This is a genomic window from Hyphomonas sp. (genome assembly GCF_017792385.1).
In the GTDB taxonomy this organism is placed as follows: Bacteria; Pseudomonadota; Alphaproteobacteria; order Caulobacterales; family Hyphomonadaceae; genus Hyphomonas.
The window spans coordinates 1,813,878-1,839,753 of record NZ_CP051230.1 but is presented as its reverse complement, the minus strand read 5'-3'; the positions used below and the strand labels follow the sequence as shown (position 1 = coordinate 1,839,753).

The following is a 25,876-nucleotide window of genomic DNA, read 5'->3' as shown; positions in this document are numbered from 1 at the left end:
CAGTCCGTTTGCAAAAATCAAAATCAGGTGGCGACGATGTTGTCGTCGACCGGGTCCTTTCCAAGGGCGGTCGTGATCAGGGCGTTCTGCTCATCCTTGTGCTTCGACAGGAGGCCGGTGGCCGTGGCAGCCGAAGGCGGACGCCCGGCATAGGCAGGACGCGTGTGCTCCAGCCCGGCCTGGTTGGCGCACCATTCCAGCTCGTCACGGATGAAGGTCCAGCCGCCCATATTGCGCGGCTCTTCCTGGCACCAGACGATCTCGGCCTGCGGGAAACGTTTCAGTTCGTGGATCAGCGACTTGCGCGGCACGGGGTAGAATTGCTCGACGCGCAGCAGGTAGACATCATCCTCATCGCTCTCTTCGCGCGCTTCGAACAGGTCGTAGTAAACCTTGCCTGAACACAGCACGACGCGCCGGATCTTGTTGTCCTTGACCAGCTTCACCTTGCCTTCACGGCCCGGCGTCTCGGCGTCGTCCCACAGGATGCGGTGGAAGGATGACTTCGTGCTCATGTCATCCAGGCTGGACGTGGCCAGCTTGTGACGCAGAAGCGACTTCGGCGTCATGATGATCAGCGGCTTGCGGAAATCCCGGTGGATCTGGCGGCGCAGGGCGTGGAAATAATTCGCTGGCGTCGTCAGGTTGCACACTTGCCAATTGTCTTCCGCGCACATCTGCAGGAAGCGCTCAAGGCGGGCGGAGGAGTGCTCCGGACCCTGACCTTCATAGCCGTGCGGCAGGAGCACGACCAGGCCCGACATGCGCAGCCACTTGCGTTCTGCCGACGAAATGAACTGGTCGAAGAAGACCTGCGCGCCGTTCGAGAAGTCACCGAACTGGGCTTCCCACATGGTCAGCGTGTTCGGATCCGCCAGCGAATATCCGTACTCGTATCCAAGCACGGCCTCCTCTGACAGAAGCGAATCGATCACTTCATAATGGGCCTGTGTATCGCTGACATGGTTCAGCGGCGTGTAGCGTTCGCCCGTGGTCTGGTCGATGATGTGGCTGTGGCGCTGCGAGAAAGTCCCGCGGCCGCAATCCTGGCCGGACAGGCGGACCGGGAAGCCCTCGTCAAGCAGGGTCGCAAAGGCGAGGTGTTCTGCGGTAGCCCAGTCCAGACCCTTCCCTTTCGAGATCGCCGTCGCCCGTGCATCAATCACGCGGGCCAGCGTCTTGTGAATGTCCACGCCTTCCGGGATCGTCGTGATGGACTGGCCGATGGCCTGCATGCGCTTCTTAGCGACGCCGGTCTTGCCGCGGCGCTCGTCATCATCCGGCAGGCCGAGGCCTTTCCATTCGCCGTCCAGCCAGTCAGCTTTCTTGGCTTCGAACGTCTTGCCGGCCTCAAATTCGCGGTCGAGATAGGCCTCGAAATCGGCGACCTGCTGCTCGACCTGCTCGGCAGAGAGGATGCCTTCCTTCACCAGACGATCGGCATAGATTTCGCGCGTGGAGGCGTGCCCCTTGATCTTGGTGTACATCACCGGCTGGGTGAACATGGGCTCGTCGCCCTCATTGTGCCCGAAGCGGCGATAGCAGAACATGTCGATCACGACGTCCTTGCCGAATTTCTGGCGGTATTCCGTGGCCACCTTGGCCGCATAAGTGACCGCTTCCGGATCATCGCCATTCACGTGGAAGATGGGCGTCTGCACCATCAGGGCCACATCGGTCGGATAGGGCGAGGAGCGTGAGTAGATCGGGCTGGTCGTGAAGCCGATCTGGTTGTTCACGATGAAATGGATGGTGCCGCCGGTCCGGTATCCCTGCAGGCCGGAGAGGGCAAAACATTCCGCCACAACCCCCTGCCCGGCAAAGGCAGCATCACCGTGCAGCAGAAGTGGCAGGACCGCCGACCGATCCAGCGTGCCGCTTTCCCGGTGCAGCATTTCCTGCTTCGAGCGGGACTTGCCGAGGACCACGGGATCGACCGCTTCGAGGTGGGACGGGTTGGCGTTCATGGACAGGTGTACTTCATTGCCGTCGAACTCGCGATCGGACGACGCACCGAGATGGTATTTCACATCGCCGGACCCGAACTCGCCGGCGCCTTGCGTGTTGCCGCCCTGGAATTCATGGAAGATCTGCTCGTACGGCTTGCCCATGACGGCCGCGAGCATGTTGAGGCGGCCCCGGTGCGGCATGCCGACGACGATCTCGCGCACACCCAGCGCGCCACCGCGCTTGATGATCTGCTCCAGCGCCGGAACTGCGGCTTCTCCGCCGTCGAGACCGAAGCGTTTGGTGCCTGGATAGCGCTTGTGCAGGAAGCGTTCGAAGGTTTCCGCCTCGATCAGCTTGGCGAGAATTGCCTTCTTGCCCTGCTCGGTAAAGGCCACGCCCTTGTCCGGGCCTTCGATGCGTTCCTGCAGCCAGGCTTTCTCTTCCGGATCGGAAATGTGCATGAACTCGATGCCGATGGTCGAGCAGTAGGTCCGCTTCAGGATGTCCAGCATCTCGCGAACGGTCGCATGATCCAGGCCAAGATAGCCATCGATGAAGATCTTGCGATCCATGTCTTCGGCGCCGAATCCGTAGCTGACAGGATCGAGTTCCGGCTGCGCTTCCGGCGTATCGAGCGACAGGGGATCGAGCTGGGCCGCCAGATGTCCGCGCATGCGATAGGCGCGGATCATCATGATGGCGCGGATCGAATCCTTGACGTTCTGGGCGATTTCCTCTGCCGAGGCGCCGGGCTTGGCCGATTTGAGCTTCTTTTCCAGCTTCGGCTCGACCAGCGCCCAGTTGCCGTCAAAGGCGGCAACCTGCTCGTCGCTGACCGGACGGGGCCAGTCGCCCCGCTTCCAACTGGCGCCGTCGGCATTTTTCGCCGCATCGCCCGAATCATCATTCAGCTCAGCAAAGAAGGCGCGCCAGCTCTCGGGAACTGACGCGGGATTGCGCGCATAGGCCGCCTGCATCTGTTCCAGCCACATGGCTGAACCCCCATACAGGAATGCTGTTTCCAGCATGGCGCTGTTGCCTGCGCTGCGTGAGCCGTCTACCGGGCTGCCGTCATCTGCCATTTTTCTCATCCGTCCTTTGGGACCTGTTCCCTGACATTAAGGAACAAAAATCTTGCCCGGTTCCTACCGGGACTGAGGTTCTCCAGGACGGCCTGTGCGGGGACAGATGCTGGCCTCGCCAGACTGGCCCGGACGGGCCGTCCTGGCTTTAATGTGTATTGAAGGATTAACCCTTCAACACTTCGACCATGGTCGTACCGAGACGCGCTGGCGACGGGGAGACCTTGATACCGGCCTCTTCCATTGCGGCGATCTTGCTCTCGGCATCACCCTGGCCACCTGAAACGATAGCACCGGCATGGCCCATCGTGCGCCCCTTCGGTGCAGTCCGGCCCGCAATAAAGCCGACCATCGGCTTTTTCCGGCCCTTCTTCGCCTCGTCGATCAGGAATTGCGCAGCTTCCTCTTCGGCGCTGCCGCCAATTTCGCCGATCATGATGATCGACTGGGTCTCGTCATCGGACAGGAACATGTCCAGCACGTCGATGAATTCAGTGCCTTTGACCGGGTCGCCGCCGATACCGACAGCCGATGTCTGGCCGAGACCGGCCTGAGAGGTCTGGTAGACAGCCTCATAGGTCAGCGTACCGGAGCGCGAAACAACGCCGACGGAGCCCTTCTGGAAGATCTTGCCCGGCATGATGCCGATCTTGCACTGTTCCGGCGTCAGCAGGCCGGGGCAGTTCGGACCGATCAGGCGGGAGCTGGATTTGTCCAGCTTGGCCTTCACGCGCACCATATCGAGGACCGGAACGCCCTCGGTGATGCAGACGATCAGCGGGATTTCAGCGTCAATGGCCTCTTCAATGGCGGCCGCAGCGCCGGCAGGCGGCACATAGATCACGGACGCATTGGCGCCGGTGGCTTCCTTGGCTTCACCGGCATTGGCGAAGATCGGCAGCTCGGTGCCATTGTCGGCGACCCATTTCTGGCCAGCCTTCTTGGGATGCGTGCCCGCCACCATCTGGGTGCCGAAATATTCCAGCGCCTGATTGGTGTGGAACGAGCCCGTATTGCCGGTCAGGCCCTGGACGATGACTTTGGTATTCTTGTCGATGAGAATGGACATGTTTCCTTAGGCCTCTTTAACAGCGGCAACAATTTTCTGGGCGGCGTCGTCGAGGTCATCGGCCGGGATGACGTTCAGGCCGGAATTCTTGATGATTTCCTTGCCCATTTCGACGTTTGTACCTTCGAGACGGACAACCAGCGGCACAGCGAGGTTGGTTTCCTTGACGGCCGCGATCACGCCTTCGGCGATGACGTCGCATTTCATGATGCCGCCGAAGATGTTCACGAGGATGCCCTTCACGTTCGGGTCCTTCATGATGATCTTGAAGGCCGCTGCCACTTTCTCGGCATTGGCACCGCCGCCAACGTCACAGAAGTTTGCCGGCTCTTCGCCATACAGCTTGATGATGTCCATCGTCGCCATGGCGAGGCCAGCGCCGTTGACCATGCAGCCAATCGTGCCGTCGAGGGCGATATAGGCGAGATCCCACTCGGAGGCCTCGATCTCTTTCTCGTCTTCCTCGGTCGTGTCGCGCAGTTCAACGATGTCCGGGTGGCGGAACAGGGCGTTGCCGTCGAAGCTGACCTTGGCGTCGAGCACGCGCAGATGGCCATTCTCCATGACGATCAGCGGGTTGATCTCCAGCATGGCCATGTCCTTCTCGGTGAAGGCCTTGTAGAGGATCGGGAACAGTTTCATGCCGTCTTCGCGGGCGGCGCCGTCAAGCTTGAGCGCGTCGCACAGCTGCGCCGCATCCGCGTCGGTCACGCCCGTGGTCGGGTCGATTGGAAGCGTCAGGATTTTCTCTGGCGTCTCGTGCGCGACTTCCTCGATGTCCATGCCGCCTTCGGTGGAGGCCACGAAGGCCGGGCGGCCCGTGGCGCGGTCAACGAGAAGCGAGAGGTAGAGTTCGCGGGCAATGTCGGCGCCGTCTTCGATGTAGAGACGGTTGACCTGCTTGCCTTCCGCGCTGGTTTGCGCCGTGACGAGGTGATTGCCGAGCATCGCCTTGGCATGTTCCAGAACTTCCTCTTTCGAGAAAGCGAGGCGAACACCGCCCTTTTCGCCGGCGGCGGCTTCGATGAACTTGCCCTTGCCGCGACCACCTGCGTGGATTTGGGATTTCACAACCCAGAGCGGACCCGGAAGCGTGTCGACGGCCTTTTGCACGTCATCGAGAGAAAGAACGGGGACGCCGTCTGCCACCGGTGCGCCGAAGGATTTCAGCACGGCCTTGGCCTGGTATTCGTGTATGTTCATGGAAACTCGCCTTGTCTGCCCTGGCTTGCGGAAAGAGCCGGCAGCGCCGACCCGGTAAAACGTCCGGGCTATATAACAGGCTTGTCAGCCCCCGCAACTGGCTGGGTACGCAATGCCGTACTCAGCTTTCGCTTTCGCGTTCCGGATTGCGGGGATCCAGTTCCACACTGGCCAGGGGCGTGGGCAGGATCGGGCTCCAGTCTTCCTGCTCGTGCTCTTCCGGCGCGGCCCGCGCGGACACGCGCCAGACCATGATGAATGCCAACAGGATCAACAGGATTCCGGCCAGGCCGAACAGGCCCATGGCCCCTGCCCCGCGCATGGCCAGGCCCGACAGGAGCGGGCCGACAATCGATCCCCCCGCCCAGATGAACAGCAGACCCGACATGACCTGCGGAATCTTTCCTTTCGGCGTCCGGTCGATGGCGTGCGCCACGCAGAGTCCATAGAATGTCAGCGCCCCGCCGCCCCAGAGTACCAGCACCCCGATCACGCCCATTTCCCCGAAGCTGCGGCCGAATATCGCGATCACGAGCGCAGCCAGACCCGACACAGCCGCCAGAATGGCGATGACCAGACGGCGTTCGATTCGGTCCGACAAGCGTCCGGCGGGCCACTGGATAACGAGGCCACCAAGCCAGGCCGCCGCCAGCGCAACGGCGGCCGCGGCGGTCCCTCCCCCCACAATGGCGAAGCTTTCGAAATAGATGGGCAACAGCGCCAGCGTGCCGGTGTTCACCACGCCGGCAATCGCGACACCGATCACGGCGGCGGGTGCAAGCCGGTACAGGCGTCCGATCGGCATGGCGGTGCGGTCAGGGGTTTCCGGCTGTTCCTGCTGGGTCAGGCAGATCGGCACCAGGGCGAGGCTGAGAAACAGCGCCGCCCAGCTATAGGCCCGGCTATCCAGCGGCGACAGGCCGGCCACGAAAAAAGGCCCGATCATCAGGGAGAGTTTGGCGCCGGTATGATAGATGCCCATGACGCTGCCGCGCGACTTGTCCGGCACGGCCTGTCCCAGCCAGCTTTCGACACTGGTGAACATGTAGGCGAAGCTGACGCCCTGCACGATCCGGACGAGCGCCCAATAGCCGGGCTGGTACCAGAGCGACAGGCTGATCGACCCGGCTGCCGTGACGGCGGCCGCTGCGGCGAAGAGCCGGATGTTCCCGAAGCTTGCCAGCGCCGCCGGAGCACTCCACGCGCCCAGCATGAAGCCGGTGGCATAGAGCGCCGCAATGCCGCCAATCGCCTGAGGAGATGTTCCGAGCGCTTCCAGTCCGAGCGGCGTAAGCATCCCGAGAAGCCCGCCGGCGATCTGGAGGATCATTACCGCCAGAATGATGGCAGAGACATTACGTGTATCGGTCATGGTCTATTTGGGCCTCGTGATGGCCCGCGTCTTTGCCTACCGGAATTGGGCCTTAGTTTGGCGAACCGTTTCACCTGCGGCATTTTTGATTTCGAGATCCACGCTTCCTGCCTCCCAGTCGATGCCGATGGCTCCATAGTTCTCCGGCGGAAACCCGTCCCCGATCTGGGCGGAATCCCTTTCATCCGTCGTTTCCGCGAATGACACATTGAAAGAGGATGCGGTCAGTTCATGGACCGGATAGGGCAAGGCCGTCTCGCTGCGATAGAGAAACGCCGTGTGGCGATCACCGGACACGAACACGACTCCCTCGGCATTCGTGTCCCGGATCAGGTCGTAGAGGCGCTGCTGTTCTGCGGGCAAGCGCGACCAGGCCTCCCAACCATGCGCATCTGTGGGCAGGACCTGAATCGACGACACGATCAGGCGCAGGTCGGCCGGCTTCTGCAGCTGGTTTTCCAGCCAGGTCCACTGGTCATTGCCCAGCATGTTCTGGTTCGGGTCATCAGACGGGATGTAGCGTTCCTTGCCCGTTTCGCCATAGGCGTCGGTCGGTGTCAGCGCCGAACGGAAGAAGCGCGTGTCGAGCATGATGATCTGTGTCCGCTGGCCTGCCGGACCGAAGCTGCGGGCATAATAGGTTCCCGGCCAGGCGCCGACATCCTTGTTCTCAAGCCCCCAGAACCGTTCATGAATGCGCTCTGCCAGCCTGCGGAACGGAAACTCACGACCGGCATCATTCGCGCCGTAATCATGATCGTCCCACGCCACCATCATCGGGTGCGCGGCCCGGACCGCCTGAAAATCGCTGCGAGCAGCAAGTTCGGCGAAACTCTCGCGCAATTCGGTCAGGTCGGCCTGGTTGTTGACATAGGCCATGCCGTCGCGGTCACCGTAGACATTATCGCCCAGCATCAGGAACAGGTCGGCCTCCTCTGCCGCGACACGCATCAGGGCGCCCGTATCGCCGGGTACTTCCTCATCATGGCAGGAGCCGACGAGCACGCGCGACAGCGGGGCATCCGAGGGCGGGAGCGGCAGACCGGCAGGTGCGCGTGGATAGAACTCATCCGGCAGGGACTGGTAATAGGGTTCGAGAGCTTCCTCGGCGCTTTGCGGCGCTCGCGTGATCCCTGGAATGGAAATCGGCCCCGGTGCCTGACACGCGGCCAGACCTGCAACCAGCACTCCACAGACAAGTCGTTTCATGAACACCCCTCCAAACTACCGCCACACCGGATATCTGTAGCGGGCTTTGGAGGGGGCGATAAGGGCAAATGCGGGTCAGGCCACGAAGAAAATCGACCACATCATCCGGCCCGGCAGGAAGCTGAACAGCCCGGCCACCAGCATGCCGCCTGTGAACATGTTGGTCATATCCTTGCGGTGCTTGGCGATATCCTTCCGGCGCGCCGCCGCGATGGCCATGGGCAGGCCGATCAGCGTCCACGCTGACAGGCCATGGATCCAGCTGAACTGGTTGCCGTTCAGGCCGGTCAGGAAGAACGAGCTGATGGCCGTGACCGCCATGGCCGCCACCCAGGCGTAGCCAAGGCGCTTGTGGAGCGCCCTGCCCTTCACGCCCGCCATCAGCGCCGTGCCGATGCCGAAGGCCGCCAGCGCGCCGCCCACATGCAGTTTCAGCACGATGGAGGCTTCAACGAACCGCGCCGGATCGAACCGGAACCGTATCGGCGGCGTGTCAGCGGATTTCAAAATCATCCAGCTGACGGCCAGATAGGCCGCAACGGCGATCAGCAGCACGGCGCGCGGTGACGGGCGACCGGGTATGACGTGGCGCATCCGGGCCGGCAGGGCTTGAACAAAGCGGGTCATGGCGGCTCTCCTTTCCGGTCCCGATCAGCGCAGCGTGATGGTTTGCGACGCGCCGGTCTCGGTCAGTTCGAATCCGGCATCGGAGAATCTCGGCGGGCCGAACCGCACAGGGGCGTCATTGGAAAAGCCGTAGGGTTCACTCGGGATACCAAAATTGCCGAGGGCAAGTTCACCGTCACCGTTCAGGTCCTGAAACAGCTTGACGCCATAGGTGCCGGGGGCAAGGCCGTCGAACTGCGCGCTCGGGGCGGCGTCGGTCACGTCAATGCGGGCTGTTCCGACAGCCGAGTTGGTAGACCAGCCCGCCTCGTCGAACAGGGCGACATAGATGGTTCCGGAGGCTTCCTCCAGGCCGGTGACCTGCACGGTCAGATCGGCGGCCGATGCAAAAGCAGGCGTCAGGGTGCAGGCGGCGGCAAGTGCGGCAAGGGTGCGGTTGAAGTTCATGGACTGTCTCCTTAGGGTCTGGGCTGTCGCCCGGTTGCGGGTGATGGAGACAGGGTGTGGCGGACGCCTGGACGGCGCCACGGCATTTGCGCGGACAGGCTGGAATCCTTCGCCAAATACCGGCACATCCATTCACGAAGCGCGAAATGCAACGGATCAGACGGGATGGGATCAGCTCTCAGGGACACCGCAAAGACGCTTGGCATCGTGACCGTCCTGGCGGCCGGCTTCACCTGGTTCGGAGTGTATGGAACGGGCGGCCCGGTCTGGCTGAGATTCACGATGTGGTTCGTCACCATGCTCGTCGGGGCGGTGGCGTCCTATTGGGTGGTGCCTTTCGTGTTCCACACGCATCTCAAGACCGCGCATCCCGCGGTGCGCATCCTGGCCGCATCGATCCTGCTGGCCATCCCGGTCACGATCACGCTGGAAGTCTTTTTCGCCCTGATCGACGCGAATGCGGCGCTGCCCTTCCTGCCGATCCAGTTCGCCTATGTCTGGGCGGTCTGTCTGGTGATGACCATTGGCGGTTTCATCGTCGACCGGGCAAGGCGCCTGGCTGAACTCGAGGATGCCGAACCGGAAGACCGGATCGCCGGATTCCTTCAGCGGCTGCCGGTGAAGTATCGCGGCGCTGACCTGCTGGCTGTCTCCTCGGAGGACCATTATCTGCGGGTCCACACCGACCGGGGCGAGGAACTGATCCTGATGCGCCTGGCCGATGCCATGCGGGAACTGGGCGAGGACAATGGCCTGCAGACGCACCGGTCCTGGTGGGTGGCGCATCAGGGCGTGGCCGACTCCCGCCGGGAGAATGGCAAGCTGCTGTTGGTGCTGAAGTCAGGACGGGAAGCCCCAGTTTCCCGGACCTATCAGTCCAGTGTGAAGGCGGCGGGGCTGGTCTAGGCCCGGCGGGTGCCGCGCCGCTTGTTGCACAGGGCGTGGGTCAGCCGGAGATTGTCCAGATCGTCGGATCCGTGATGCGCACGTGGAATGATATGATCGAAAGTCGGCCGCCATTTCTTCCAGAGCGTGGCATGGGCCAGGTCGGCGCGGGAGCGCGGCATGGACCTGCCGCACAAGGCGCACACGCCCTGTTGCTGCTGCCAGAGCTGCCGGAATTCCGGCGTGTCCGGCGGCGCAAAGGACTGGCTCACAGGCCTTCCGGAACGTCCCAGCCGCGACGGGCACAGGCGGCCAGAACCGTGTTGCGCAGCAGGCAGGCAATGGTCATCGGGCCTACGCCACCGGGCACGGGCGTGATGTGACCGGCAACTTCCGCGCTGCCGGCATAGTCGGCATCGCCGACAAGTTTCGTCTTGCCTTCGCCCTTTTCCGGAGCGTCCACACGGTTGATCCCGACGTCTATGATTGTTGCACCTGGTTTCACCCAGTCCCGTTTCACCATCTCCGGACGTCCCACAGCAGGCACCAGAATGTCAGCTTCGCGACAGACCGCCGGCAAATCCCGCGTGCGGCTGTGCGCGATGGTGACGGTGCAGTTCTCGGCCAGGAACAGAAGCGCGGCCGGCTTGCCGACCAGGATGGAGCGGCCGATGACCACGACATGCTTTCCGGACAAATCATCCCCCAGCGCTCGTTTGGCGAGGATGACACAGCCCGCAGGTGTGCAGGGGCGCAGTCCGGGCTTGCCCAGGACGAGCCGGCCGGCAGACGTTTCGGTCAAGCCGTCCACATCCTTGTCCGGGGCGATCTTCTCAATGGCCGCACCCGCATTCAGCCCCTTTGGCAGGGGAAGCTGCAGCAGGATTCCATCCACACGATCATCCGCATTCAGGCGGGCGATCAGGTCTTCGACATCCGTCTGGCTGGCCGTATCCGGCAAATGGTGGTGCATCGAGACCATGCCGGCCGCTTCTGTCTGGCGCACCTTGTTGCGGACATAGACCTGGCTGGCCGGGTCTTCGCCCACAAGCACCACCGCCAGCGCGGGCTGGCCGGGCAACTGGCCGACGGCCCTAGCCACATTCGCGCGGACATCCGCCGCCACCGCTTTTCCGTCAATTACCTGCGCGCTCATCGCCCTGATCCCCGGCCAGTTTCGCCGCCAGTTCCGGCGGCCCATCAATGTCGAGGCCTTTTAGCCGGTTCTTTGCGCCCGTCACCACCCTGACCGCAGACTTTGGCAGGCCGAGCCATTTCGCGACGAGCTTCTCCACCGCTGCATTGGCCCTCCCGCCTTCCGGCACGGCGCGCACGCGCACCTTGAGATACGTGCGCCCGGCTGCATCCGTTTCCCACTGCTCGATCCGGTCAGCCGAAGCGTTCGGCTGGACGCGGATGGTCAGGCGGTGCACCGGATCAGGTCAGCGCGACGGGATACAGATTGTGGATGATGATCCGCTGCAGGAAGTAGATGATGAGCAGGACGACCATGGGCGTCAGATCCAGTCCGCCCATGGGCGGAAGAATGTTCCGGATCGGCCGGTAGACCGGCTCCGTGATGTTCTGGAGGCCTGACCAGATGCTGCGCATGGTCGGGTTCTGCAGGCTCAGCACATTGAAGGCGATCAGCCAGGACAGAATGGCCTGGATGACGATCACATAGAATGCGATCTGCAAAACAGCCATGACGAGATCAAGAATGGCGGCCATGAGGCATCGCTCCGAATTTATTCACGTATTGCCTTCACTTAGGGTGATGCCCCTACCCTGTGCAAGACGTTCTCTCTAGCTTTGGTGTGCAGCACTGATTCTGCGCGGCGCGGCGAGTGACTACGAAACATAAGAATTATAAGGGGAGAACGCGCATTGACGAAACATCAGGACAAGCCCCTGTTGCCGCTGACCGGCATGCAGAAAGCCATGATCGGTATCGCCATGGTGGCAATGGGCGCCGGCATGAGCATCAATTTCGTCGTCGTGGCGCCACTCGCCCGCAAGGCCGGCCTGACGGAGATCCAGGTGGCTGGCATCCTGACCCTGTCCGCAGCCATCTACGCCCTGATGATTCCGGCCTGGGGCCGGTGGGCGGACCAATTCGGGCGCAAGCGCATCATGATCTTCTCGCTCACCGCCATGGGCCTGACCAATATGGCGTTCCTGTTCGCGCTCAGCGCGGCACTCGCCGGACTGATCACGGGGCTGGTGGCGTTCTTCACCTTGGTCTTTGTCAGGCTGTGGTTCGGCCTGCTCTCCCCCGGGCTTCAACCCGCAGCCATGGCCGCCATGACCGATGCCACAACGCCGCTCGACCGCGCCGGCGGGCTCGGCATGCTGGGCGCCTGCATGAGCATCGGGTCGATCATCGGACCGGCCGGCGCTTCGGTGCTCGCGCCGTTCGGGGCGCTGATGCCGATCTGGGGCACGATCATCTTCAATCTCTCCGTGGCGGTATTGCTGGCGGTCACCCTGCCGCCGACGCGCAAGCGGGCAAAAACCGCCTCGCGGCCAAAACCGCTGGCCGTGCGGGACCCGCGCGTCTTCCCTCACCTGTCTTTCCTGTTCTGCTACTTTGTCGGCATCGGCATCGTGCAGCAGACAATCAGCTGGTTCATCGAGGACCGTTACCAGTTTGAGGACACGGCTGTGCGGACCGCCGACGAAGCCATCGTCCTGTATTCCGGTATCGCCTTCGCCTGTATCGCCGCAGGAATGATCCTGGTTCAATTCGGATACGTCCAGCCCCGGCGGCCTGATCCGCGCAGGATCCTGCCCCTGGGCCTGTCGATCGTGGCGCTTGGCTATGTCGCAGCAGACGTGTTCCATCCGTTCTGGATGCTGGCGCTGGCCTTCTTCGCTGTGGGCTGTGGCGCGGCCCTGGCGGTTCCGGCCGCAAATGCGCTGGGCAGCCTGTCGGTCTCGCGCGAGGAACAGGGCGCCGCCGCCGCGCTTCTGGCCGCTGCGCCGCCTGCCGGCTTCATCTTCGGCCCGCTGATCGGGGCAATGCTGTACTCATTCATGCCGGAACTTCCGCTCTACGTGTCCGCCGCCCTGGTCGGGACGCTGGCCATCTATGCCATCCTGGTGACGTCCAAGCGTCCGCTTACGCCATCGTGAAGGCGTTCAGCTTGTTGCCGTCCGGGTCCCGGAAATAAGCGGCATAGAAACCGTCTTCCCCGCGCGGGCCGGGGGCGCCCTCATCGCTGCCACCATGAGCCAGCGCAATCTCGTACAATTTGTGCACCTGATTCCGGTCCTTTGCCTGCAGGGCCACCATTGTGCCATTGCCGACCGTAGCCGGGTGGCCGTCAAAGGGCAGTGTCGCAGCGATGCCGGCAGGCCCGTCAGGCGTGCCCCACGCAATGAATGTGTCGAATTCCATCATCCGGCCCGTGCCAAGTTCAGCCGCAATGGCATCATAGAATTTTGCCGCGCGCGGTAAATCCGCCGTGCCGAGCGTTACGTAGCCAATCATCCTGTCCCTCCCATGATATGGATGAAAAGAACATAACAAGAACATGCTTCAGGTGCAAGCGGGCAGAGACGCCCTATTTCGTGAACGCGCCATGACAGGCTTCCGCTGCCGAGCGGGGCGTGCCGAGGGACACACCGTCAAACACGAGTCGCCCGTCCGACACGGTCGCTATCCCCGACGGCATCACATCCTCCGGCAGCTGGTTGCCGGACTCGACCGTCAGGGAAATAGCGCCGGTTTGGGCATCGAACGTGTAGCTGCCCCAATAATCCTTGTAGACTTCGAACGGCGTCCAGGTGACGGAGAAATCCCCGCCGCCGGTGAACACCAGTTCCTGAACGGCGCTGCCGGAAACGCAATCCCGGCCTTCCTGACGCCAGGTGCCCACAAGCGGATTGTCCGCCGCGCGAAACACTTCAACCAACCCGGTCAGCCCATGCCCGTTATACGCTCCGTCCAGACGCAGGCGCGTGCCGGCTTGGACGTCCGGGCCGATGGTCGCGATGGCGAGACCATCCTCCTGTCGGCTGAAAGCGGCCGTGCCTTCGGGGTAGACGCCGAGATCGCCCAGACAGCCTGGCGGCAGGCGATTGTAGCCACCCGGCATGTCCGTCCAGTAGGGGAACAATGCGACCGCATCGCCCGGCTCGACCGAGCGCGGCTCCATCCAGAAGAAATACGCCTTCTGACCCATGTCCGGGCAAGCGTCGCCGGACAGCGTGGCCTTGAGCGGATCCGGCGTGCTGGCATTGCCCGATGCCGGCGCGCCGCTCTGGCAACCGGCAACGCCCAGCAGCACGGCCATGCTGATGAATGGATACTTCATGCGGTCGTCCCCCCTCTTCCAAGGGGGCAGCCTACATCGCGGAAATCCCGCCATCCACCTTCAATTCGATGCCGGTGACGAGTTTCGATTCATCCGAGGCCAGATAAAGCACGGCATAGGCGATATCGTCCGGCTCACCGACCTTGCCGAGCGGAATCTGGCGGCCAAGTTTGGACAGGGCCTCTTCCTCGCCGAACATTTCCTTCGTGCGGTCGAGGATTGGCGTGTTGATGAAGACCGGATGCACCGAGTTGCAGCGGATCTGCCCCCCGGTCTTGGCACAATGGAGCGCAATCGACTTCGAGATGTGCCGCACCGCCGCCTTGGCGGTGTTGTAGGACACATAATTGCCGCTGGCGATGATGCCGGCAATGGAGGAGATGTTGATGATGGAGCCGAGCCCGTGGTCCCGCATCAGCGGGATGGCATATTTGCAGCCGAGAAAGATGGAATCGACGTCGACCGTCTGGACCTTCTTGAAGGTTTCGTAATTCTCGTCTTCGACCGAGCCGAGCGAGCCAATCCCGGCATTGTTCACGAGCACGTTGAGGCCACCCATGGCATCATGGGCCAATTTCAGAACCTCCTGCCAGCGCGCTTCATCTGTCACATCATGCTGCCAGGCAAAGGCCGTTCCGGCGCCATGGGCTTCGTTGATGGAGGCGGCGACAGATTCGGCACCGGCCCCGTTCACATCGGTTACGGTCACCTTGGCCCCTTCGCGCGCCATCATGCGCGCCGTGGCTTCGCCCAGCCCCTGCGCGCCGCCCGTGATGAATGCTTTTTTTCCGTCTACCCGGCCCATGCCTTATTTCCTCCATTTGGTTCTGGTCTGCCTAGCGACATTGAATGCCCGCGCCAAGCGATGTGTTTATCCTGATCTCGAAGATTGCCGCCGGGGAACGGCAAGGCGGGATCATTTGCAAGAAGGGGAACATCATGAAGCACTCAAATGTCATGCTGGCCGGTTTGTCGGCCCTTCTTCTGGCCGCCTGCAGCGCAAACACGCCCGAGACCGCGCCGCCCGAACCGGTCGAGTCAGATGAACCGGCACCCCCGGCGGAGGAGACGCTGGCCGGTCCCTTCGCCGCCGCCTTTCCAGCCTGGTACGAGCCCGCCGAGCCGTTCCGGGTGATCGGCAATATCTACCATGTCGGCCCCAAGGGGCTCGGCATCTTTTTCATCCCGACCGAGGACGGGCATATCCTGATCGATGGCGGCCTGCCGGAAAATGCCGATGGTGTCCTGAACAACATCCGGGCGCTGGGCCATGATCCGCGCGATGTGAAGTATTTGCTGAATACGCATGCGCATTTCGACCATTCCGGCGGCCTGGCACGCCTGAAAGCAGCGACCGGTGCGGCGCTCATATCCAGCGAAGGCGACCGATCCGCCCTGGAAGGCGGTTTCTATCTCGGCTTCGAGGACCGGCCGGAATTCAATGCCCCGCCCGTGAAAGTGGATGCGACGCTCGGCGATCGCGGCACGGTGGGCGTGGGCGGTACGGTGCTGACCGCCCTGCTCACGCCTGGTCATACGAGGGGATGCACATCCTGGCGGTTGACGGTGGAGGAGGCCGGAACCCCGTATGAGGTGCTGATCTTCTGCTCGGCATCGGTCGCGGCCAACCGGCTGGCTCCCGACCCGCAATATGAGGGCATCATTGCCGATTATGAATCGACCTTCGAGCGGGCGCGCGGCTGGCAGCCGGACGTTTTCCTCGCCAACCATCCCGAATTCTCGGGCCTGTGGCAGAAGCGGGCGGCACAGCTGGATGGCGATGCGCTCGCCTTTGTCGATCGCGATGCCTTTCCGGCCTACATGTCGAGAATGGAACAGGGGTTCCGCGAGCAATTGGCGAAGCAGACCAGCGAAGAATGAGGGTCAGCCCAGACGGTCTGCCAGCGCATCCATGAACCGGGCAAGCTCGACATCCTTTTCGGAGACCCCGTCGACATCATGGGTTGTCAGCGTGACGTCGACCTTGTTGTAGACATTGAACCATTCGGGATGGTGGTCCATCTGTTCGGCCTTCAGCGCCACCGAGCTCATGAAGCCCCAGGCTGTCTTGAAGTCCGCGAACTTGTAGGTCTTCACGATCGTGTCGCGCTCGCCGGGCCCCTTCTCCCATCCGCCGAGTTTCGCAAGCGCTGCATCTGCGCCAATCCTGCCTGACATGGCTTACTCCTCTTCCTCGCCCATGACGAAATAGACCCAGCGTCCATTCCCGGCGATCGCCGTGCGCATGCCGGGATAGCCTTCGCCTTGCCTTATGCGTTCTATGCCTTCCTCTCCGATCAGTTCCATCAGGCGCCGGCGGTCCTGGAAGGACAGTTTCTCGGGGATCAGATCCTGTGGATCGCGGGCCGCCAGATCCGGCCAGACGAACCAGACCTCGCCATCGATCTCGCGCATGCCGGGCTGCAGGTCGAACAATTCGCGCAGGCGACGGTTCGGGTCGGCGCCGATGCGGCGCATCAGGTCCCAATATTGCCGATGCGGCGCACCGCCGAGATTGGAGACGAAGCCGTCATTCGCATTGGCCACGCGCGACAGCCGTGTCAGGCTGCCCGCACGCGCATGCGACAGGAGTTCATCGCGCGTCTCTTCGGCTTCCGGGGTCAGCACAACCGGCCGGGGCGCTTGAGGCGGCTGGGTCAGGGACTCGTCGGGAATCGGCGGACCGGCCGGTTCGGCCGCAGGCGAGCACGCCACCAGCAGGACGCCGGCCAGCGCTGCAGACAGCGCGCTAGGCCAGCGCATATCCCGTGACGGCCTGAAGATCTGACAGCAACTGGTCTTCACCGAGCACCTTGATCGTTGTCATGCCCATGTCGCGGGCGGGTTTCAGATTGTGCCCGATATCATCCAGATAGACACAGTCTGCCGGATCGACATCAAGCGCCTCGCACATGAGAGCATAGATGCGGGGATCCGGCTTGCGGATACCGAGCTTCGAGCTTTCGATCACATGGTCGAACATGGCAAAGACTTCAGCCACCTGCTGCGCCTTTGCCTCGTCATTGGTCATTGAGGCGCCCTTCCCGACCGGCGCATTGTTGGTGATGCAGCCGACCCGGCCATGCCCCTTGCAGACGGTCAGGGCATTGACGACGCGCGGACGCAGGGACCCCGACAGGAGCGTCAGCACTTCTGCGCCTGACACTTCATGCCCCAGGGCCCTGGATTCTTCCCGAAACAACCCGTCAAATTCGGCGGCGGTCACCTGGCTCTGTTCCAGCTTGGCCCAGGCATTGTCCAGCGGGTTGGTGGCGTTGACGGTGCGGATGAAATCCTTCGGCAGGCCGCGCTCGGCCTCGTAGCGGGTGAAGGCGTCGAAGGGCGAGGTCGTGAACACGCCCCCGAAGTCCCAGATCACGGCTTTGAATGTCTTTGTCATGGCAGCACGTCTACCCGTCCCGGCGACAATTTCAAACCTTGAACATTACGGGCCGGGTTCTAGGGTGGCGGCGAATGCAACATAAAGGGAGTTTCGTCTGATGGGCGTACTGGAAGGAAAAGTGGTCCTGGTGACCGGCGGCGGCAATGGAATCGGAAAAGAGACCGCCCTGCTGGCAGCGCGCGAAGGCGCCAAAGTCGTCGTCAACGACCTCGGCGGCAGCCTGACCGGCGCCGATGAAGGCAGCGCCGGCCCAGCCGAAACCGTCGCCCAGGAAATCCGCGCAGCCGGTGGTGAAGCCGTGTCGAATTCCGACAGCGTCACCGACATGAAGGCGGTCGAGGGCATGATCGAGCAGGCCAAGGACGAGTTCGGCGACCTGCACTCGATCATCAACCCGGCCGGCATCCTCCGGGACGGCATGTTCCACAAGATGAGCGAAGACGATTGGGACAGCGTCATCGATGTGCATTTGCGCGGCAGCTTCAACGTCACCCGCGCGGCGATCGAAATGTTCCGCGAGCGCGAGGACGGCAATTTCGTGCTGTTCACCTCCACCTCCGGCCTGATCGGCAATATCGGCCAGGCCAATTACGCCGCCGCCAAGATGGGCATTGTCGGCCTGTCGCGGATCATTGCCATGGAGGGCGCGCGCAAGAATGTCCGCTCAAATGTCATCGCCCCCTTCGCCTGGACACGCATGATCGCCTCCATTCCGGTCAAGGACGAGGCAGGTGCAGAGCGCGTCGAGCGGATGAAGAATGGCATGCGCGCAGACCAGGTTGCCCAGCTGGCGGTGGCCCTGTGCGCCGACAAGGCAAAGGACACGTCCGGCCAGATTTTCGCCGTGCGCGGCAATGAAGTCGTGCTGTTCGACCAGCCTCGTCCGGTCAAGTCGCTGGCCCGTCTGGAGGGCTGGACGCCGGAAAGCCTGCTCGACCAGGCCCTGCCGGCCATGAAGGCGAATTTCTTCGATATGGGCGCCTCGGCCAGCGTCTTCCCCTACGACCCGGTCTAGACGGGGACCTGTTTGGCGGAAGACAGCATCACCTATCAGAAATGCATCACCGGCAGTGACGGCGAGACCTATTGCCGGCCGGTTGATGCGGCGGAAGCCACGGGCCAGACCAGTCAGCCCTCTGATGAGATCATTCCGCCGGTGGAGGACATCGTCAATCCACTGCTCAAATGGCTGGAGCCAGCCCGCCCGTTCCTTGACGATCCGGCGGGCTGGCTTTCGGCCAAGGCGCAGCAGCCCGAATTTCTTTACCCGATCGCAATCCAGCTGGCCTGCATCATCGTGGCGCTGGCATTGGGCGCGCTGCTCACCCCGCCCTTCAAGCGCCTGATCACGGTTACGCTGAGACGGTTTGTCGAGCCGCCCCGGCGCGAGGGGCTGGACATTCTGCACAAGGCCGTCCGCCCAGCGCTCTGGTCCATCCTTCTGGCCATAGCCGTTTCCTCGCTCGGCGCGATCGATCAGCCGGTCATCCTTGTGCGGACAGCCCTGTCGCTCGCCATTGCGTGGCTTGTGATCCGGGTGAGCCTCAGCTTCCTGCCGGAAGAATTGCGGGGCCTCGCCTCCTTCCTCACCTGGACCTTTGCGATCTTCTTCGCCCTGGGGGTTCTGCCGGATGTGATGGCCTGGCTGTCCAGTCTCGGTCCATCCTTTGGCAACCGCCGGATCAGTCCGGTGTTCATCTTTCAGGCCATCCTGACCGCCGCCGTCCTCCTGTTCATTGCCAATCGCGCGGCGAAATCCATGAAGCGGCGGGTCAATCACCTGCCGAAAGTGGAACCGTCCATCCGGATCCTGATCGGCAATGCGATCCAGATCGTGTTCCTCGTCGCAGCGGCGCTGCTGACACTGGCCGGGCTGGGCATCCCGCTGGGCGCGCTGACAGTGATCTCCGGTGCCATCGGCCTCGGTTTCGCATTCGGCATGCAGAAGGTTGTCTCGAACTTCGTGTCCGGGATCGTGCTTCTGTCGGAACGCTCGATCAAGCCGCAGGACGTGATCGAAGTGGGGGAAACCTTTGGCGTCGTGGAGTCGCTCGGCCTGCGCTACACATCGATCACGACCCAGGAAGGCAAGGAATTCCTGATACCAAACGAGAAGCTCATGACCGACACGGTCATCAATTGGAGCTTTTCCAACAAGCGGGTGCGCGTCCACAAGGAGTTGCGCATCGACTATACATCCGATCTGGAAGAAGCGATTGCCATAGTGATCGAAGCTGCAAAAGCGACCGATCGGGTGATCAGCTGGCCTCAGCCCAATTGCCTCGTGAAGGAGTTCACGGACGAATGCATTGTTCTGGAAGTGAGGTTCTGGATCGTGGACCCTCAGAATGGCACGGCCAATGTCGCCTCGAACATTCTGCGCGAAGTCTGGAAACGCTTCACTGAAAACGGCATGTCCGTGCCGCTGCGCCGCAAGGAGCTGTTCATTGAACCGGATTCGGCGCTCAAGGTGGAAATTTCCCGGCCAAAGCGGATGCCGGAGCCGGTCGCCCCCGAGGGCGCCGGCGAGCCAGGCGATGGATCGTCAGAACCGCCCTCCCCCGGGAAACCGCAGGCCGATTAGTCTTCCGGAAGATCCTCGACCGGTGTCTCCTCAACCGGCTCCAGCGGCTGGGGCCTCAGATCGGTGGGTCCGCCCTCACGGGCTTCCGAACGGCTGGCAGCAGCCTCCGGTTCGAGCGGTTCAGGCTCCTCGTCAATTGCCGGGGACTGGCCTGCGGCTTCGCCAAACCGTTCCTGCGCGCCCTCGAGAAACGCATCGAACTCGTCATCCGCAGGCTTTTCCGGCGGGATTTCAGCCTCAATGGCTTCCGGCCCGATTTCGGGTTCGGCCGGAAGGTCCGGCAGGGGCTGAGGTTGGGGAGCAGGCTGGCCTTGGGACGGCTGAGGCCGTGGCGGAGGCGGCGTGCCACCCAGCACGCAGGCGGCCAGTCCCTGACTGTGCACCACGCGCATGCGGGCCTGCAAAGTGCCTGCGCGCTTGCTGACATAGGGCCCGGGCGGATCAACACGCCACTTGTTGGGACTCGGAAGAACTGCCGCGAGCAACGCGGCTTCGCGCTCTGTGAGGTCGGCGGCAGACTTGCCAAACCGTGCCTGTGATGCGGCCTCGGCGCCAAACAGGCCATCGCCCCATTCCGCGACATTCAGATACGCCTCCATGACCCGTTCCTTGCCCCAGAACTGGTCAATGAAAACACCCATCCACATATCTCCCAGCTTCCGGGGAACACCGCCGCCATTCCAGAGGAAAACATTCTTGGCGGTCTGCTGGGTGATGGTGGAGGCGCCGCGGGTTCCCTTGCCCTGGCGCCGTTCCTCCAGCGCCTTTTCGATGGCCTCACGGTCGATGCCCTCATGCTCGCAGAAACGGGTATCTTCGGCCGCGATCACGGCGCGGACGAGGTGAGGTGAGATGTCCGACAGTGGCACGGCGTCGCGACGGACGTCTTGTCCTTGCAAGGCGCGCTGCATCATCAGGACCGTGCCCGGAACGGGCAGCCAGATCAGCGCCAGCGCATACAGGTGAAAGGCCACGAACAGTCCCGCAAGAATGCGTACCGCCCATTTCAGTACCGCCCAGAAACCGTTCATTCGCCAGCCATCCATTCTGCCAGAACGCCCGGATCGGTCTCGGGCTCCATACGGACGGCCTTTTCTTCGGCAAATCGGGCATGATCAAGGCGGCCAAGCGCCCAGATGGCTGCACCACGCACAACAGGTGACGGATCATCCAGAAGCGGCAATAGGCTGGAGACCAGCGTCTCCTCCCCCGAATTTCCGATGGCGATGCACACATTGCGGACGAACCGGTTCCGTCCGATGCGCTTGATGGGAGACCCGGAGAACACTTCCCGAAAGCCGGCGTCCTCGAGTGCGGCCAGTTCGTCCAGACCGGGTGTCTTGAGTTCCGCGCGCGCATGGAACGCGCTTTCCTGCGCGGCCTCTGCAAACTTGTTCCAGGGACAGATCGCTAGGCAATCGTCACAGCCATAGATGCGGTTTCCCATCGCCGCGCGAAACTCTTCCGGGATCGGGCCGGCATGCTCGATGGTCAGATAGGAGATGCAGCGACGCGCATCGAGTTGGTACGGCGCGGGGAATGCATTGGTGGGGCAAATGTCCTGGCATGCCCGGCACGAGCCGCAATGATCGGTTTCCGGCGTGTCGGGGTCCAGCTCCGCAGCGGTCAGCATCACGCCAAGAAAAAACCAGGAACCGAGGTCCCGGCTGACCAGATTGGTGTGCTTGCCCTGCCAGCCGAGCCCGGCCTTGTGGGCCAGAGGCTTTTCCATCAGCGGCGCGGTGTCCACGAACACCTTAACCTCCGCGCCGGTCTCTGCGACGAAGGCACGAGCGAGTTGCTTCAGGCGCTTCTTCAACGTGTCGTGATAATCCCGTCCCCGGGCATAGACCGAGATGTTGCCAAGCGTCTTGTGCGCGAGAGTCTCGAGCGGGTCATGGTCCGGGCCGTAATTCATCGCCACGACTACCGCCGACCTTGCCTCCGGCCACATGGCGGTCGGCGCCTTGCGTCGCTCAAGCGTCGTCTCCATCCATTCCATGCTGCCATGATGGCCTGCCTCGACGAAGGCTTCGAGCCGGTCTCCGGCCGTCCAGGCCTCGTCCACCCGCGCGATTGTCACGCCATCAAAGCCAAGCGACCGGGCGAGGTGCTTGACGCGGAGGTGAAGGGCATCGGGCAAGGTCTAGAAATCCAAATCCGTATAATGCGCGACTGGCCGGACAGCTTCGAGCCGGTCCGCCAGCAGGGGCCGGAAACTCGGCCGCGACTTGATCCGCGCATACCAATCCTTCAGTTCGGGCACGGCATTCCACTCGACATCGCCGAAATAGTCATAGGCCGACAAGTGGGCGGCTGCAGCCAGATCTGCCAGGGACAGGTCCCGGCACGCAAGATATCCGTTTACTTCAAGCAGGCCGTTCAGGAAGGTCAGCCGGCCGCGCAGCGCATGGGCGCCCCGGCGCAGACGGGCCGAGTCCGGGTGACGGTCCCGACGCACCCATTGCATCACGCGTTCAGTCAGCAGCGTGTCCGTGACCTCTTCGCACGCCGCCTCGACCCAGGCCCAGAGCCGACGGGCCTCAGCCCGGGCACCCGAATCGGCAGGCAGGAGCGCCCTGCCCTGCGAGGTTTCTTCAAGATGTTCGCAAATGGCCCGTGTGCCGCAGGCGAACATGCGCGGCTCACTACCGATTTCCACCAGGGCGGGTGCAACGGCCCCGTGCGCCAGGCGTGACACATCCGGATGCGCGGACCATGGCGGCGACTCCAGCACCTCGAATCCCTCGCCCTTCTCGCCGAGGGCGAGGCGGACCAGCCGGCCGGCCGGATCAAGGGGCCAGTGATAAAGCCGTTTCATGCCTGCCACTTTTCATAGCATGCCTGAAAAGGTTGTTAAATTCCGCTGCGATAGGTCGCTTTTGCAGAGGAACCGGATGTGGTTCCTTTCCCACCAAACTGTCTAGTGAATTACAGGACCAGCCTATCATGACACGATCCAGATTGCGCCTTGCCCTTGCCGGCGCGGCATCCCTCATTGCCCTGTACGCCTGCGGAAATCCGGGTGCCGGGCCTGACGGGACAGCCCATTCGGATGTGGAGCCGGTGCAGATCCAGATCCCTCCGGCAGGCCAGTTGCCGGACGGTGTGACGCCCATCGCCTACGACCTGGATCTGACGACCGACCCGGACGCGGGCGGCTTTTCCGGTGAAGTGCGAATCCAGGTGGCACTGAGCGCGCCGCATGCCCGCATCTGGCTGCACTCGATCGACCAGGACATTCTGTCGGCGCGGGCCATCCTGCCGAACGGCACGGCGATTCCGGCGACATTTACCGGCGACCAGGCCCCCGGGGGTGTGTCTCGCCTTGATTTTGAAAGCCCGGTTCCGGCTGGCAATGCCACGCTCGAACTCAGCTATACGGCCCCCTATAATTTCGGCCTCGCCGGCCTCTACAAGGCCGTCCAGTCGGATACCGACTACCTGGCCACGCAGATGGAGCCGATCGATGCCCGCCGGATGATGCCGTCTTTTGACGAGCCCCGCTTCAAGACTCCCTGGAGCGTGACAGTGACGGCGCCCTCGGGCATGGCCGTCGTGGCGAATGGTGCGGAAACCGGCAGTGCGCCGGCGGAAGAAGGCTGGACCCGGCATACGTTCCAGACCACACGCCCGATCCAGTCCTATCTCGTCGCCCTCGCGGTTGGGCCCTACGACATGCGGGTGGCTGCCGATATCCCGGCGACGGCCTTGCGGGCCGATCCGGTTTCGTTGCGCGGGTTCGCGGCCCGGGGCAAGGGTGACCAGCTGGCGGAGGCGCTGGACATCACCGACGAGATGCTGATCTGGCAGGAAAGCTATTTCGACTATCCGTACCCCTACGGAAAACTCGATCTCGTTGCAGCACCCGAATTTGCCTATGGTGCAATGGAAAATGCCGGCGCGATCATCTATCGCGAAGCTGCCCTTCTGATGAATGAGCAGACCAGCCTGCCCCGGCGGCGCGCGATCCTGACCACGCATGCCCACGAACTCGGCCACCAATGGTTCGGCAATCTGGTGACGCCGGAATGGTGGAACGATATCTGGCTGAACGAGGCCTTTGCGACCTGGATCAGCTACAAGACGATGGATGGCGTCGATCCGGACGGCGAATGGAACCTCAGCCCCATTCTGGCGGGCCTGTCGGCGATGGGGTCCGACAGCCTCGTGGCGGCGCGCCAGATCCGCAATCCGATCAATGCGAATGGCGACATCCTGGACGCCTTCGACGCGATCACCTATCGCAAGGGCGGCAGCGTGCTGAACATGTTCGAGACCTATCTCGGCGAGGCAGCCTTCCGGGACGGTATCCGCCTGCACATGCGCCGCTTCGAGGATGGCGTGGCGGATGCGGACGATTTCATGCAGAGCCTGGCAGACGGGTCCGGCCAGCCGGACGTCGTGTCAGCCTTCACGAGCTATATCAGCCAGCCCGGCATCCCCGGCCTTGATGTGGCCGTTTCGTGCCCCGCGCCGGATGTCGGCCTGATCACCATCACCCAGAAACGTTATGCGCCGCTCGGTTCGGACATCGATCCGGATGCGCAGCTTTGGGAAATTCCCTTTGCCGCTCGGCTCAAGGGGCCCTCCGGTGACCGTGTTATCCGGCAGATGCTCAAGGACCGCGTGACCGAGATCCCACTCGATGGCGACTGTCCGGACTGGGTCATGCCGAATGCCGACGGCGCCGGATACTGGCGCTTCGACACCGGGGCTGAAAACCTGTCCGCCCTCGCCGCGAATTTCGACAGCCTGTCCGCAGGCGAACAGATCATGCTGGCAGATGCCCTGACGTCCGGCTTCAAGGCCGGACGGATCAGCACAGACACGCTGCTGACCGGTCTGAAGGCCACGACAAGCGGCCATCCGCGCGCGGTTTCCGAAGGCGCGACGATCATTCCGGCGCTCTACAGGATGCTTGATGCGTCTGAACAACCGCAGATGCGGGCCTGGGTGCAGCGCACCTACGGGCCGCTGGCAGAGTATCTCGAATCCCGTCCCGCCACCGCGCTGAGCCAGCAGGAATTGCTGCTGCGCGACAAGATCTACAGCCTGTTGCTGGAATATGGGAACCGGCCGGATGACCGGAAGGCCCTGCTCTCGCGAGCGCAGCGCTATGTCGGCGCATCAGGCGCCGCCGACGCAACCGCCTTGCCGCCGGAGGATCTCTCCACGGCGATGAAGATCGGCGTCGAGGATGGCGGGCAGGACTTCCATGAGGCGGCAATGGCCTATCTGGAGACGACAAACAACCAGAATGAACGCGGCACGATCCTGGGCGTTCTGGCCGGACGGGGTGATGAATCCATCGTGACCGACCTGCTGACGCGCGTCATGAATGGCGACTATTCGACCGATGAATCCTATCGCGTCGTGGCAAGCGCCCTCGGCAATCCGTCCACACAGGACAAGGCATGGGACATGATCTCAGCCGACTTCGAAACACTCCTGTCGCGCCTGCCGGAAATCCGCAAGCCGCAGCTTGCCGGCACAACCGGGTATTTCTGCAGCATCCGGAAGGCTGCCGACGCCGAAGCCTTTTTCCAGGAGAACGCCACCCTCATTCCGGGCTATGAGCGATCCCTGGCGCAAGGCGTTGAGCGGGCCAGCCTGTGCAGCGCCCTGCGTGCGCAGCGGGCGCTTGACGTAAAGAACGTGTTCAAGAAGTGATCGCCACATCCTGACATTCCACAGTCAGACGGCGCCTGCAGACATGCGGGCGC

The 25,876-nt window shown here is 62.8% G+C and carries 26 protein-coding genes; 6 read left to right on the top strand and 20 right to left on the bottom strand.

Annotation, left to right across the window (positions count from 1 at the left end):
* Nucleotides 1-23: 23 nt before the first annotated feature.
* The 7 genes from HF955_RS09180 to HF955_RS09150 all read right to left on the bottom strand — a co-directional run bounded on the left by HF955_RS09180 (nucleotide 24) and on the right by HF955_RS09150 (nucleotide 8,959).
* Nucleotides 24-3,032 carry a 2-oxoglutarate dehydrogenase E1 component gene (locus HF955_RS09180; RefSeq protein WP_291079239.1) on the bottom strand — a complete coding sequence of 1,003 codons (3,009 nt, stop codon included), beginning with the start codon at nucleotides 3,030-3,032 and terminating at the stop codon, nucleotides 24-26.
* Nucleotides 3,033-3,198: 166 nt separating this feature from the next.
* Entirely contained in the window at nucleotides 3,199-4,101 is a 903-nt protein-coding gene (gene sucD, locus HF955_RS09175) for a succinate--CoA ligase subunit alpha (protein WP_291079238.1), read from the bottom strand.
* 6 nt (nucleotides 4,102-4,107) lie between these two features.
* Nucleotides 4,108-5,304, bottom strand: coding sequence for an ADP-forming succinate--CoA ligase subunit beta (gene sucC, locus HF955_RS09170; protein ID WP_291079237.1), 1,197 nt, complete (start codon nucleotides 5,302-5,304; stop codon nucleotides 4,108-4,110).
* A gap of 121 nt (nucleotides 5,305-5,425) precedes the next feature.
* Nucleotides 5,426-6,676 (bottom strand): MFS transporter, encoded by a 1,251-nt coding sequence (locus HF955_RS09165; protein WP_291079236.1) that lies wholly within the window; start codon nucleotides 6,674-6,676, stop codon nucleotides 5,426-5,428.
* Nucleotides 6,677-6,712: 36 nt separating this feature from the next.
* Nucleotides 6,713-7,885, bottom strand: coding sequence for an alkaline phosphatase D family protein (locus tag HF955_RS09160; protein WP_291079235.1), 1,173 nt, complete (start codon nucleotides 7,883-7,885; stop codon nucleotides 6,713-6,715).
* A gap of 75 nt (nucleotides 7,886-7,960) precedes the next feature.
* Nucleotides 7,961-8,512, bottom strand: coding sequence for a DUF2306 domain-containing protein (locus tag HF955_RS09155; protein ID WP_253065442.1), 552 nt, complete (start codon nucleotides 8,510-8,512; stop codon nucleotides 7,961-7,963).
* 24 nt (nucleotides 8,513-8,536) lie between these two features.
* Nucleotides 8,537-8,959, bottom strand: coding sequence for a DUF2141 domain-containing protein (locus tag HF955_RS09150; RefSeq protein WP_253065444.1), 423 nt, complete (start codon nucleotides 8,957-8,959; stop codon nucleotides 8,537-8,539).
* Between the two features lie 165 nt (nucleotides 8,960-9,124).
* On the opposite strand from HF955_RS09150, the gene HF955_RS09145 reads away from it, so the two are divergent.
* On the top strand, nucleotides 9,125-9,865 hold the full coding sequence (locus tag HF955_RS09145; protein WP_291079234.1) for a LytTR family DNA-binding domain-containing protein: 741 nt from the start codon (nucleotides 9,125-9,127) through the stop codon (nucleotides 9,863-9,865).
* Here the strand turns inward: HF955_RS09145 and HF955_RS09140 are convergent.
* The 4 genes from HF955_RS09140 to HF955_RS09125 are packed head-to-tail and all read right to left on the bottom strand — an operon-like array spanning nucleotide 9,862 to nucleotide 11,575.
* Nucleotides 9,862-10,116, bottom strand: coding sequence for an HNH endonuclease (locus HF955_RS09140; protein WP_291079233.1), 255 nt, complete (start codon nucleotides 10,114-10,116; stop codon nucleotides 9,862-9,864). The genes HF955_RS09145 and HF955_RS09140 overlap by 4 nt on opposite strands.
* Entirely contained in the window at nucleotides 10,113-11,000 is an 888-nt protein-coding gene (gene folD / locus HF955_RS09135; protein WP_291079232.1) for a bifunctional methylenetetrahydrofolate dehydrogenase/methenyltetrahydrofolate cyclohydrolase FolD, read from the bottom strand. Before folD ends, HF955_RS09140 begins: the two co-directional genes overlap by 4 nt.
* Nucleotides 10,981-11,277 carry a DUF167 family protein gene (locus HF955_RS09130; protein ID WP_291079231.1) on the bottom strand — a complete coding sequence of 99 codons (297 nt, stop codon included), beginning with the start codon at nucleotides 11,275-11,277 and terminating at the stop codon, nucleotides 10,981-10,983. The genes folD and HF955_RS09130 overlap by 20 nt, the downstream gene beginning before the upstream one ends.
* A 4-nt stretch (nucleotides 11,278-11,281) precedes the next feature.
* A complete protein-coding gene (locus HF955_RS09125; RefSeq protein ID WP_027836972.1) occupies nucleotides 11,282-11,575 on the bottom strand; it encodes a YggT family protein in 294 nt (97 codons plus the stop codon).
* A gap of 156 nt (nucleotides 11,576-11,731) precedes the next feature.
* Here HF955_RS09125 and HF955_RS09120 point away from each other — a divergent pair, with 156 nt between their 5' ends.
* Entirely contained in the window at nucleotides 11,732-12,979 is a 1,248-nt protein-coding gene (locus tag HF955_RS09120; protein ID WP_291079230.1) for an MFS transporter, read from the top strand.
* Here the strand turns inward: HF955_RS09120 and HF955_RS09115 are convergent.
* From HF955_RS09115 to HF955_RS09105, 3 genes are all read right to left on the bottom strand, one after another.
* Nucleotides 12,966-13,337, bottom strand: coding sequence for a VOC family protein (locus HF955_RS09115; RefSeq protein WP_291079229.1), 372 nt, complete (start codon nucleotides 13,335-13,337; stop codon nucleotides 12,966-12,968). The two genes, HF955_RS09120 and HF955_RS09115, sit on opposite strands and share 14 nt — an antisense overlap.
* Nucleotides 13,338-13,410: 73 nt before the next feature.
* The gene (locus HF955_RS09110) at nucleotides 13,411-14,163 is read right to left on the bottom strand and encodes a hypothetical protein (protein ID WP_291079228.1); all 753 of its coding nucleotides are present in this window, start codon (nucleotides 14,161-14,163) and stop codon (nucleotides 13,411-13,413) included.
* Nucleotides 14,164-14,194: 31 nt separating this feature from the next.
* A complete protein-coding gene (locus HF955_RS09105) occupies nucleotides 14,195-14,968 on the bottom strand; it encodes an SDR family oxidoreductase (RefSeq protein WP_291079227.1) in 774 nt (257 codons plus the stop codon).
* 134 nt (nucleotides 14,969-15,102) lie between these two features.
* Between HF955_RS09105 and bla the strand changes: the two genes are divergently transcribed.
* Nucleotides 15,103-16,044, top strand: coding sequence for a subclass B3 metallo-beta-lactamase (bla, locus tag HF955_RS09100; RefSeq protein ID WP_291079226.1), 942 nt, complete (start codon nucleotides 15,103-15,105; stop codon nucleotides 16,042-16,044).
* A 3-nt stretch (nucleotides 16,045-16,047) separates the two neighbouring features.
* Here bla and HF955_RS09095 read toward each other — a convergent pair whose 3' ends face one another.
* From HF955_RS09095 to HF955_RS09085, 3 genes are read right to left on the bottom strand one after another with little or no spacing between them, the layout of a single operon-like run.
* Nucleotides 16,048-16,341 (bottom strand): 4a-hydroxytetrahydrobiopterin dehydratase, encoded by a 294-nt coding sequence (locus tag HF955_RS09095; protein WP_291079225.1) that lies wholly within the window; start codon nucleotides 16,339-16,341, stop codon nucleotides 16,048-16,050.
* Between the two features lie 3 nt (nucleotides 16,342-16,344).
* Nucleotides 16,345-16,926: a hypothetical protein gene (locus tag HF955_RS09090; RefSeq protein WP_027836965.1), complete on the bottom strand. Its 582-nt coding sequence runs from the start codon at nucleotides 16,924-16,926 to the stop codon at nucleotides 16,345-16,347.
* Complete coding sequence (locus HF955_RS09085) at nucleotides 16,913-17,563, bottom strand: HAD-IA family hydrolase (RefSeq protein ID WP_291079224.1); 651 nt, start codon at nucleotides 17,561-17,563, stop codon at nucleotides 16,913-16,915. The genes HF955_RS09090 and HF955_RS09085 overlap by 14 nt, the downstream gene beginning before the upstream one ends.
* A gap of 100 nt (nucleotides 17,564-17,663) precedes the next feature.
* Here HF955_RS09085 and HF955_RS09080 point away from each other — a divergent pair, with 100 nt between their 5' ends.
* Nucleotides 17,664-18,581 (top strand): SDR family NAD(P)-dependent oxidoreductase, encoded by a 918-nt coding sequence (locus HF955_RS09080; RefSeq protein WP_291079223.1) that lies wholly within the window; start codon nucleotides 17,664-17,666, stop codon nucleotides 18,579-18,581.
* A gap of 12 nt (nucleotides 18,582-18,593) precedes the next feature.
* Entirely contained in the window at nucleotides 18,594-20,150 is a 1,557-nt protein-coding gene (locus HF955_RS09075; RefSeq protein WP_291079222.1) for a mechanosensitive ion channel domain-containing protein, read from the top strand.
* Here the strand turns inward: HF955_RS09075 and mtgA are convergent.
* From mtgA to HF955_RS09060, 3 genes are read right to left on the bottom strand one after another with little or no spacing between them, the layout of a single operon-like run.
* Complete coding sequence (gene mtgA, locus HF955_RS09070) at nucleotides 20,147-21,181, bottom strand: monofunctional biosynthetic peptidoglycan transglycosylase (protein ID WP_291079221.1); 1,035 nt, start codon at nucleotides 21,179-21,181, stop codon at nucleotides 20,147-20,149. The two genes, HF955_RS09075 and mtgA, sit on opposite strands and share 4 nt — an antisense overlap.
* Nucleotides 21,178-22,293 carry a tRNA epoxyqueuosine(34) reductase QueG gene (queG, locus tag HF955_RS09065; protein WP_291079220.1) on the bottom strand — a complete coding sequence of 372 codons (1,116 nt, stop codon included), beginning with the start codon at nucleotides 22,291-22,293 and terminating at the stop codon, nucleotides 21,178-21,180. Before queG ends, mtgA begins: the two co-directional genes overlap by 4 nt.
* 3 nt (nucleotides 22,294-22,296) lie before the next feature.
* The gene (locus HF955_RS09060) at nucleotides 22,297-22,971 is read right to left on the bottom strand and encodes a glutathione S-transferase family protein (RefSeq protein WP_291079219.1); all 675 of its coding nucleotides are present in this window, start codon (nucleotides 22,969-22,971) and stop codon (nucleotides 22,297-22,299) included.
* Nucleotides 22,972-23,099: 128 nt separating this feature from the next.
* Between HF955_RS09060 and HF955_RS09055 the strand changes: the two genes are divergently transcribed.
* Nucleotides 23,100-25,823: a M1 family metallopeptidase gene (locus tag HF955_RS09055; protein WP_291079218.1), complete on the top strand. Its 2,724-nt coding sequence runs from the start codon at nucleotides 23,100-23,102 to the stop codon at nucleotides 25,821-25,823.
* Nucleotides 25,824-25,876 lie beyond the last annotated feature (53 nt).

Excerpts from the sequence above, each read along its gene's own strand:
- HF955_RS09180 (WP_291079239.1), bottom strand. The coding sequence starts at position 3,032 with ATGGCAGATGACGGCAGCCCGGTAGACGGCTCACGCAGCGCAGGCAAC.
- sucD (WP_291079238.1), bottom strand. The coding sequence starts at position 4,101 with ATGTCCATTCTCATCGACAAGAATACCAAAGTCATCGTCCAGGGCCTG.
- sucC (WP_291079237.1), bottom strand. The coding sequence starts at position 5,304 with ATGAACATACACGAATACCAGGCCAAGGCCGTGCTGAAATCCTTCGGC.
- HF955_RS09165 (WP_291079236.1), bottom strand. The coding sequence starts at position 6,676 with ATGACCGATACACGTAATGTCTCTGCCATCATTCTGGCGGTAATGATC.
- HF955_RS09160 (WP_291079235.1), bottom strand. The coding sequence starts at position 7,885 with ATGAAACGACTTGTCTGTGGAGTGCTGGTTGCAGGTCTGGCCGCGTGT.
- HF955_RS09155 (WP_253065442.1), bottom strand. The coding sequence starts at position 8,512 with ATGACCCGCTTTGTTCAAGCCCTGCCGGCCCGGATGCGCCACGTCATA.
- HF955_RS09150 (WP_253065444.1), bottom strand. The coding sequence starts at position 8,959 with ATGAACTTCAACCGCACCCTTGCCGCACTTGCCGCCGCCTGCACCCTG.
- HF955_RS09145 (WP_291079234.1), top strand. The coding sequence starts at position 9,125 with ATGGGATCAGCTCTCAGGGACACCGCAAAGACGCTTGGCATCGTGACC.
- folD (WP_291079232.1), bottom strand. The coding sequence starts at position 11,000 with ATGAGCGCGCAGGTAATTGACGGAAAAGCGGTGGCGGCGGATGTCCGC.
- HF955_RS09125 (WP_027836972.1), bottom strand. The coding sequence starts at position 11,575 with ATGGCCGCCATTCTTGATCTCGTCATGGCTGTTTTGCAGATCGCATTC.
- HF955_RS09115 (WP_291079229.1), bottom strand. The coding sequence starts at position 13,337 with ATGATTGGCTACGTAACGCTCGGCACGGCGGATTTACCGCGCGCGGCA.
- HF955_RS09110 (WP_291079228.1), bottom strand. The coding sequence starts at position 14,163 with ATGAAGTATCCATTCATCAGCATGGCCGTGCTGCTGGGCGTTGCCGGT.
- HF955_RS09105 (WP_291079227.1), bottom strand. The coding sequence starts at position 14,968 with ATGGGCCGGGTAGACGGAAAAAAAGCATTCATCACGGGCGGCGCGCAG.
- bla (WP_291079226.1), top strand. The coding sequence starts at position 15,103 with ATGAAGCACTCAAATGTCATGCTGGCCGGTTTGTCGGCCCTTCTTCTG.
- HF955_RS09095 (WP_291079225.1), bottom strand. The coding sequence starts at position 16,341 with ATGTCAGGCAGGATTGGCGCAGATGCAGCGCTTGCGAAACTCGGCGGA.
- HF955_RS09090 (WP_027836965.1), bottom strand. The coding sequence starts at position 16,926 with ATGCGCTGGCCTAGCGCGCTGTCTGCAGCGCTGGCCGGCGTCCTGCTG.
- HF955_RS09085 (WP_291079224.1), bottom strand. The coding sequence starts at position 17,563 with ATGACAAAGACATTCAAAGCCGTGATCTGGGACTTCGGGGGCGTGTTC.
- HF955_RS09080 (WP_291079223.1), top strand. The coding sequence starts at position 17,664 with ATGGGCGTACTGGAAGGAAAAGTGGTCCTGGTGACCGGCGGCGGCAAT.
- mtgA (WP_291079221.1), bottom strand. The coding sequence starts at position 21,181 with ATGAACGGTTTCTGGGCGGTACTGAAATGGGCGGTACGCATTCTTGCG.
- HF955_RS09060 (WP_291079219.1), bottom strand. The coding sequence starts at position 22,971 with ATGAAACGGCTTTATCACTGGCCCCTTGATCCGGCCGGCCGGCTGGTC.
- HF955_RS09055 (WP_291079218.1), top strand. The coding sequence starts at position 23,100 with ATGACACGATCCAGATTGCGCCTTGCCCTTGCCGGCGCGGCATCCCTC.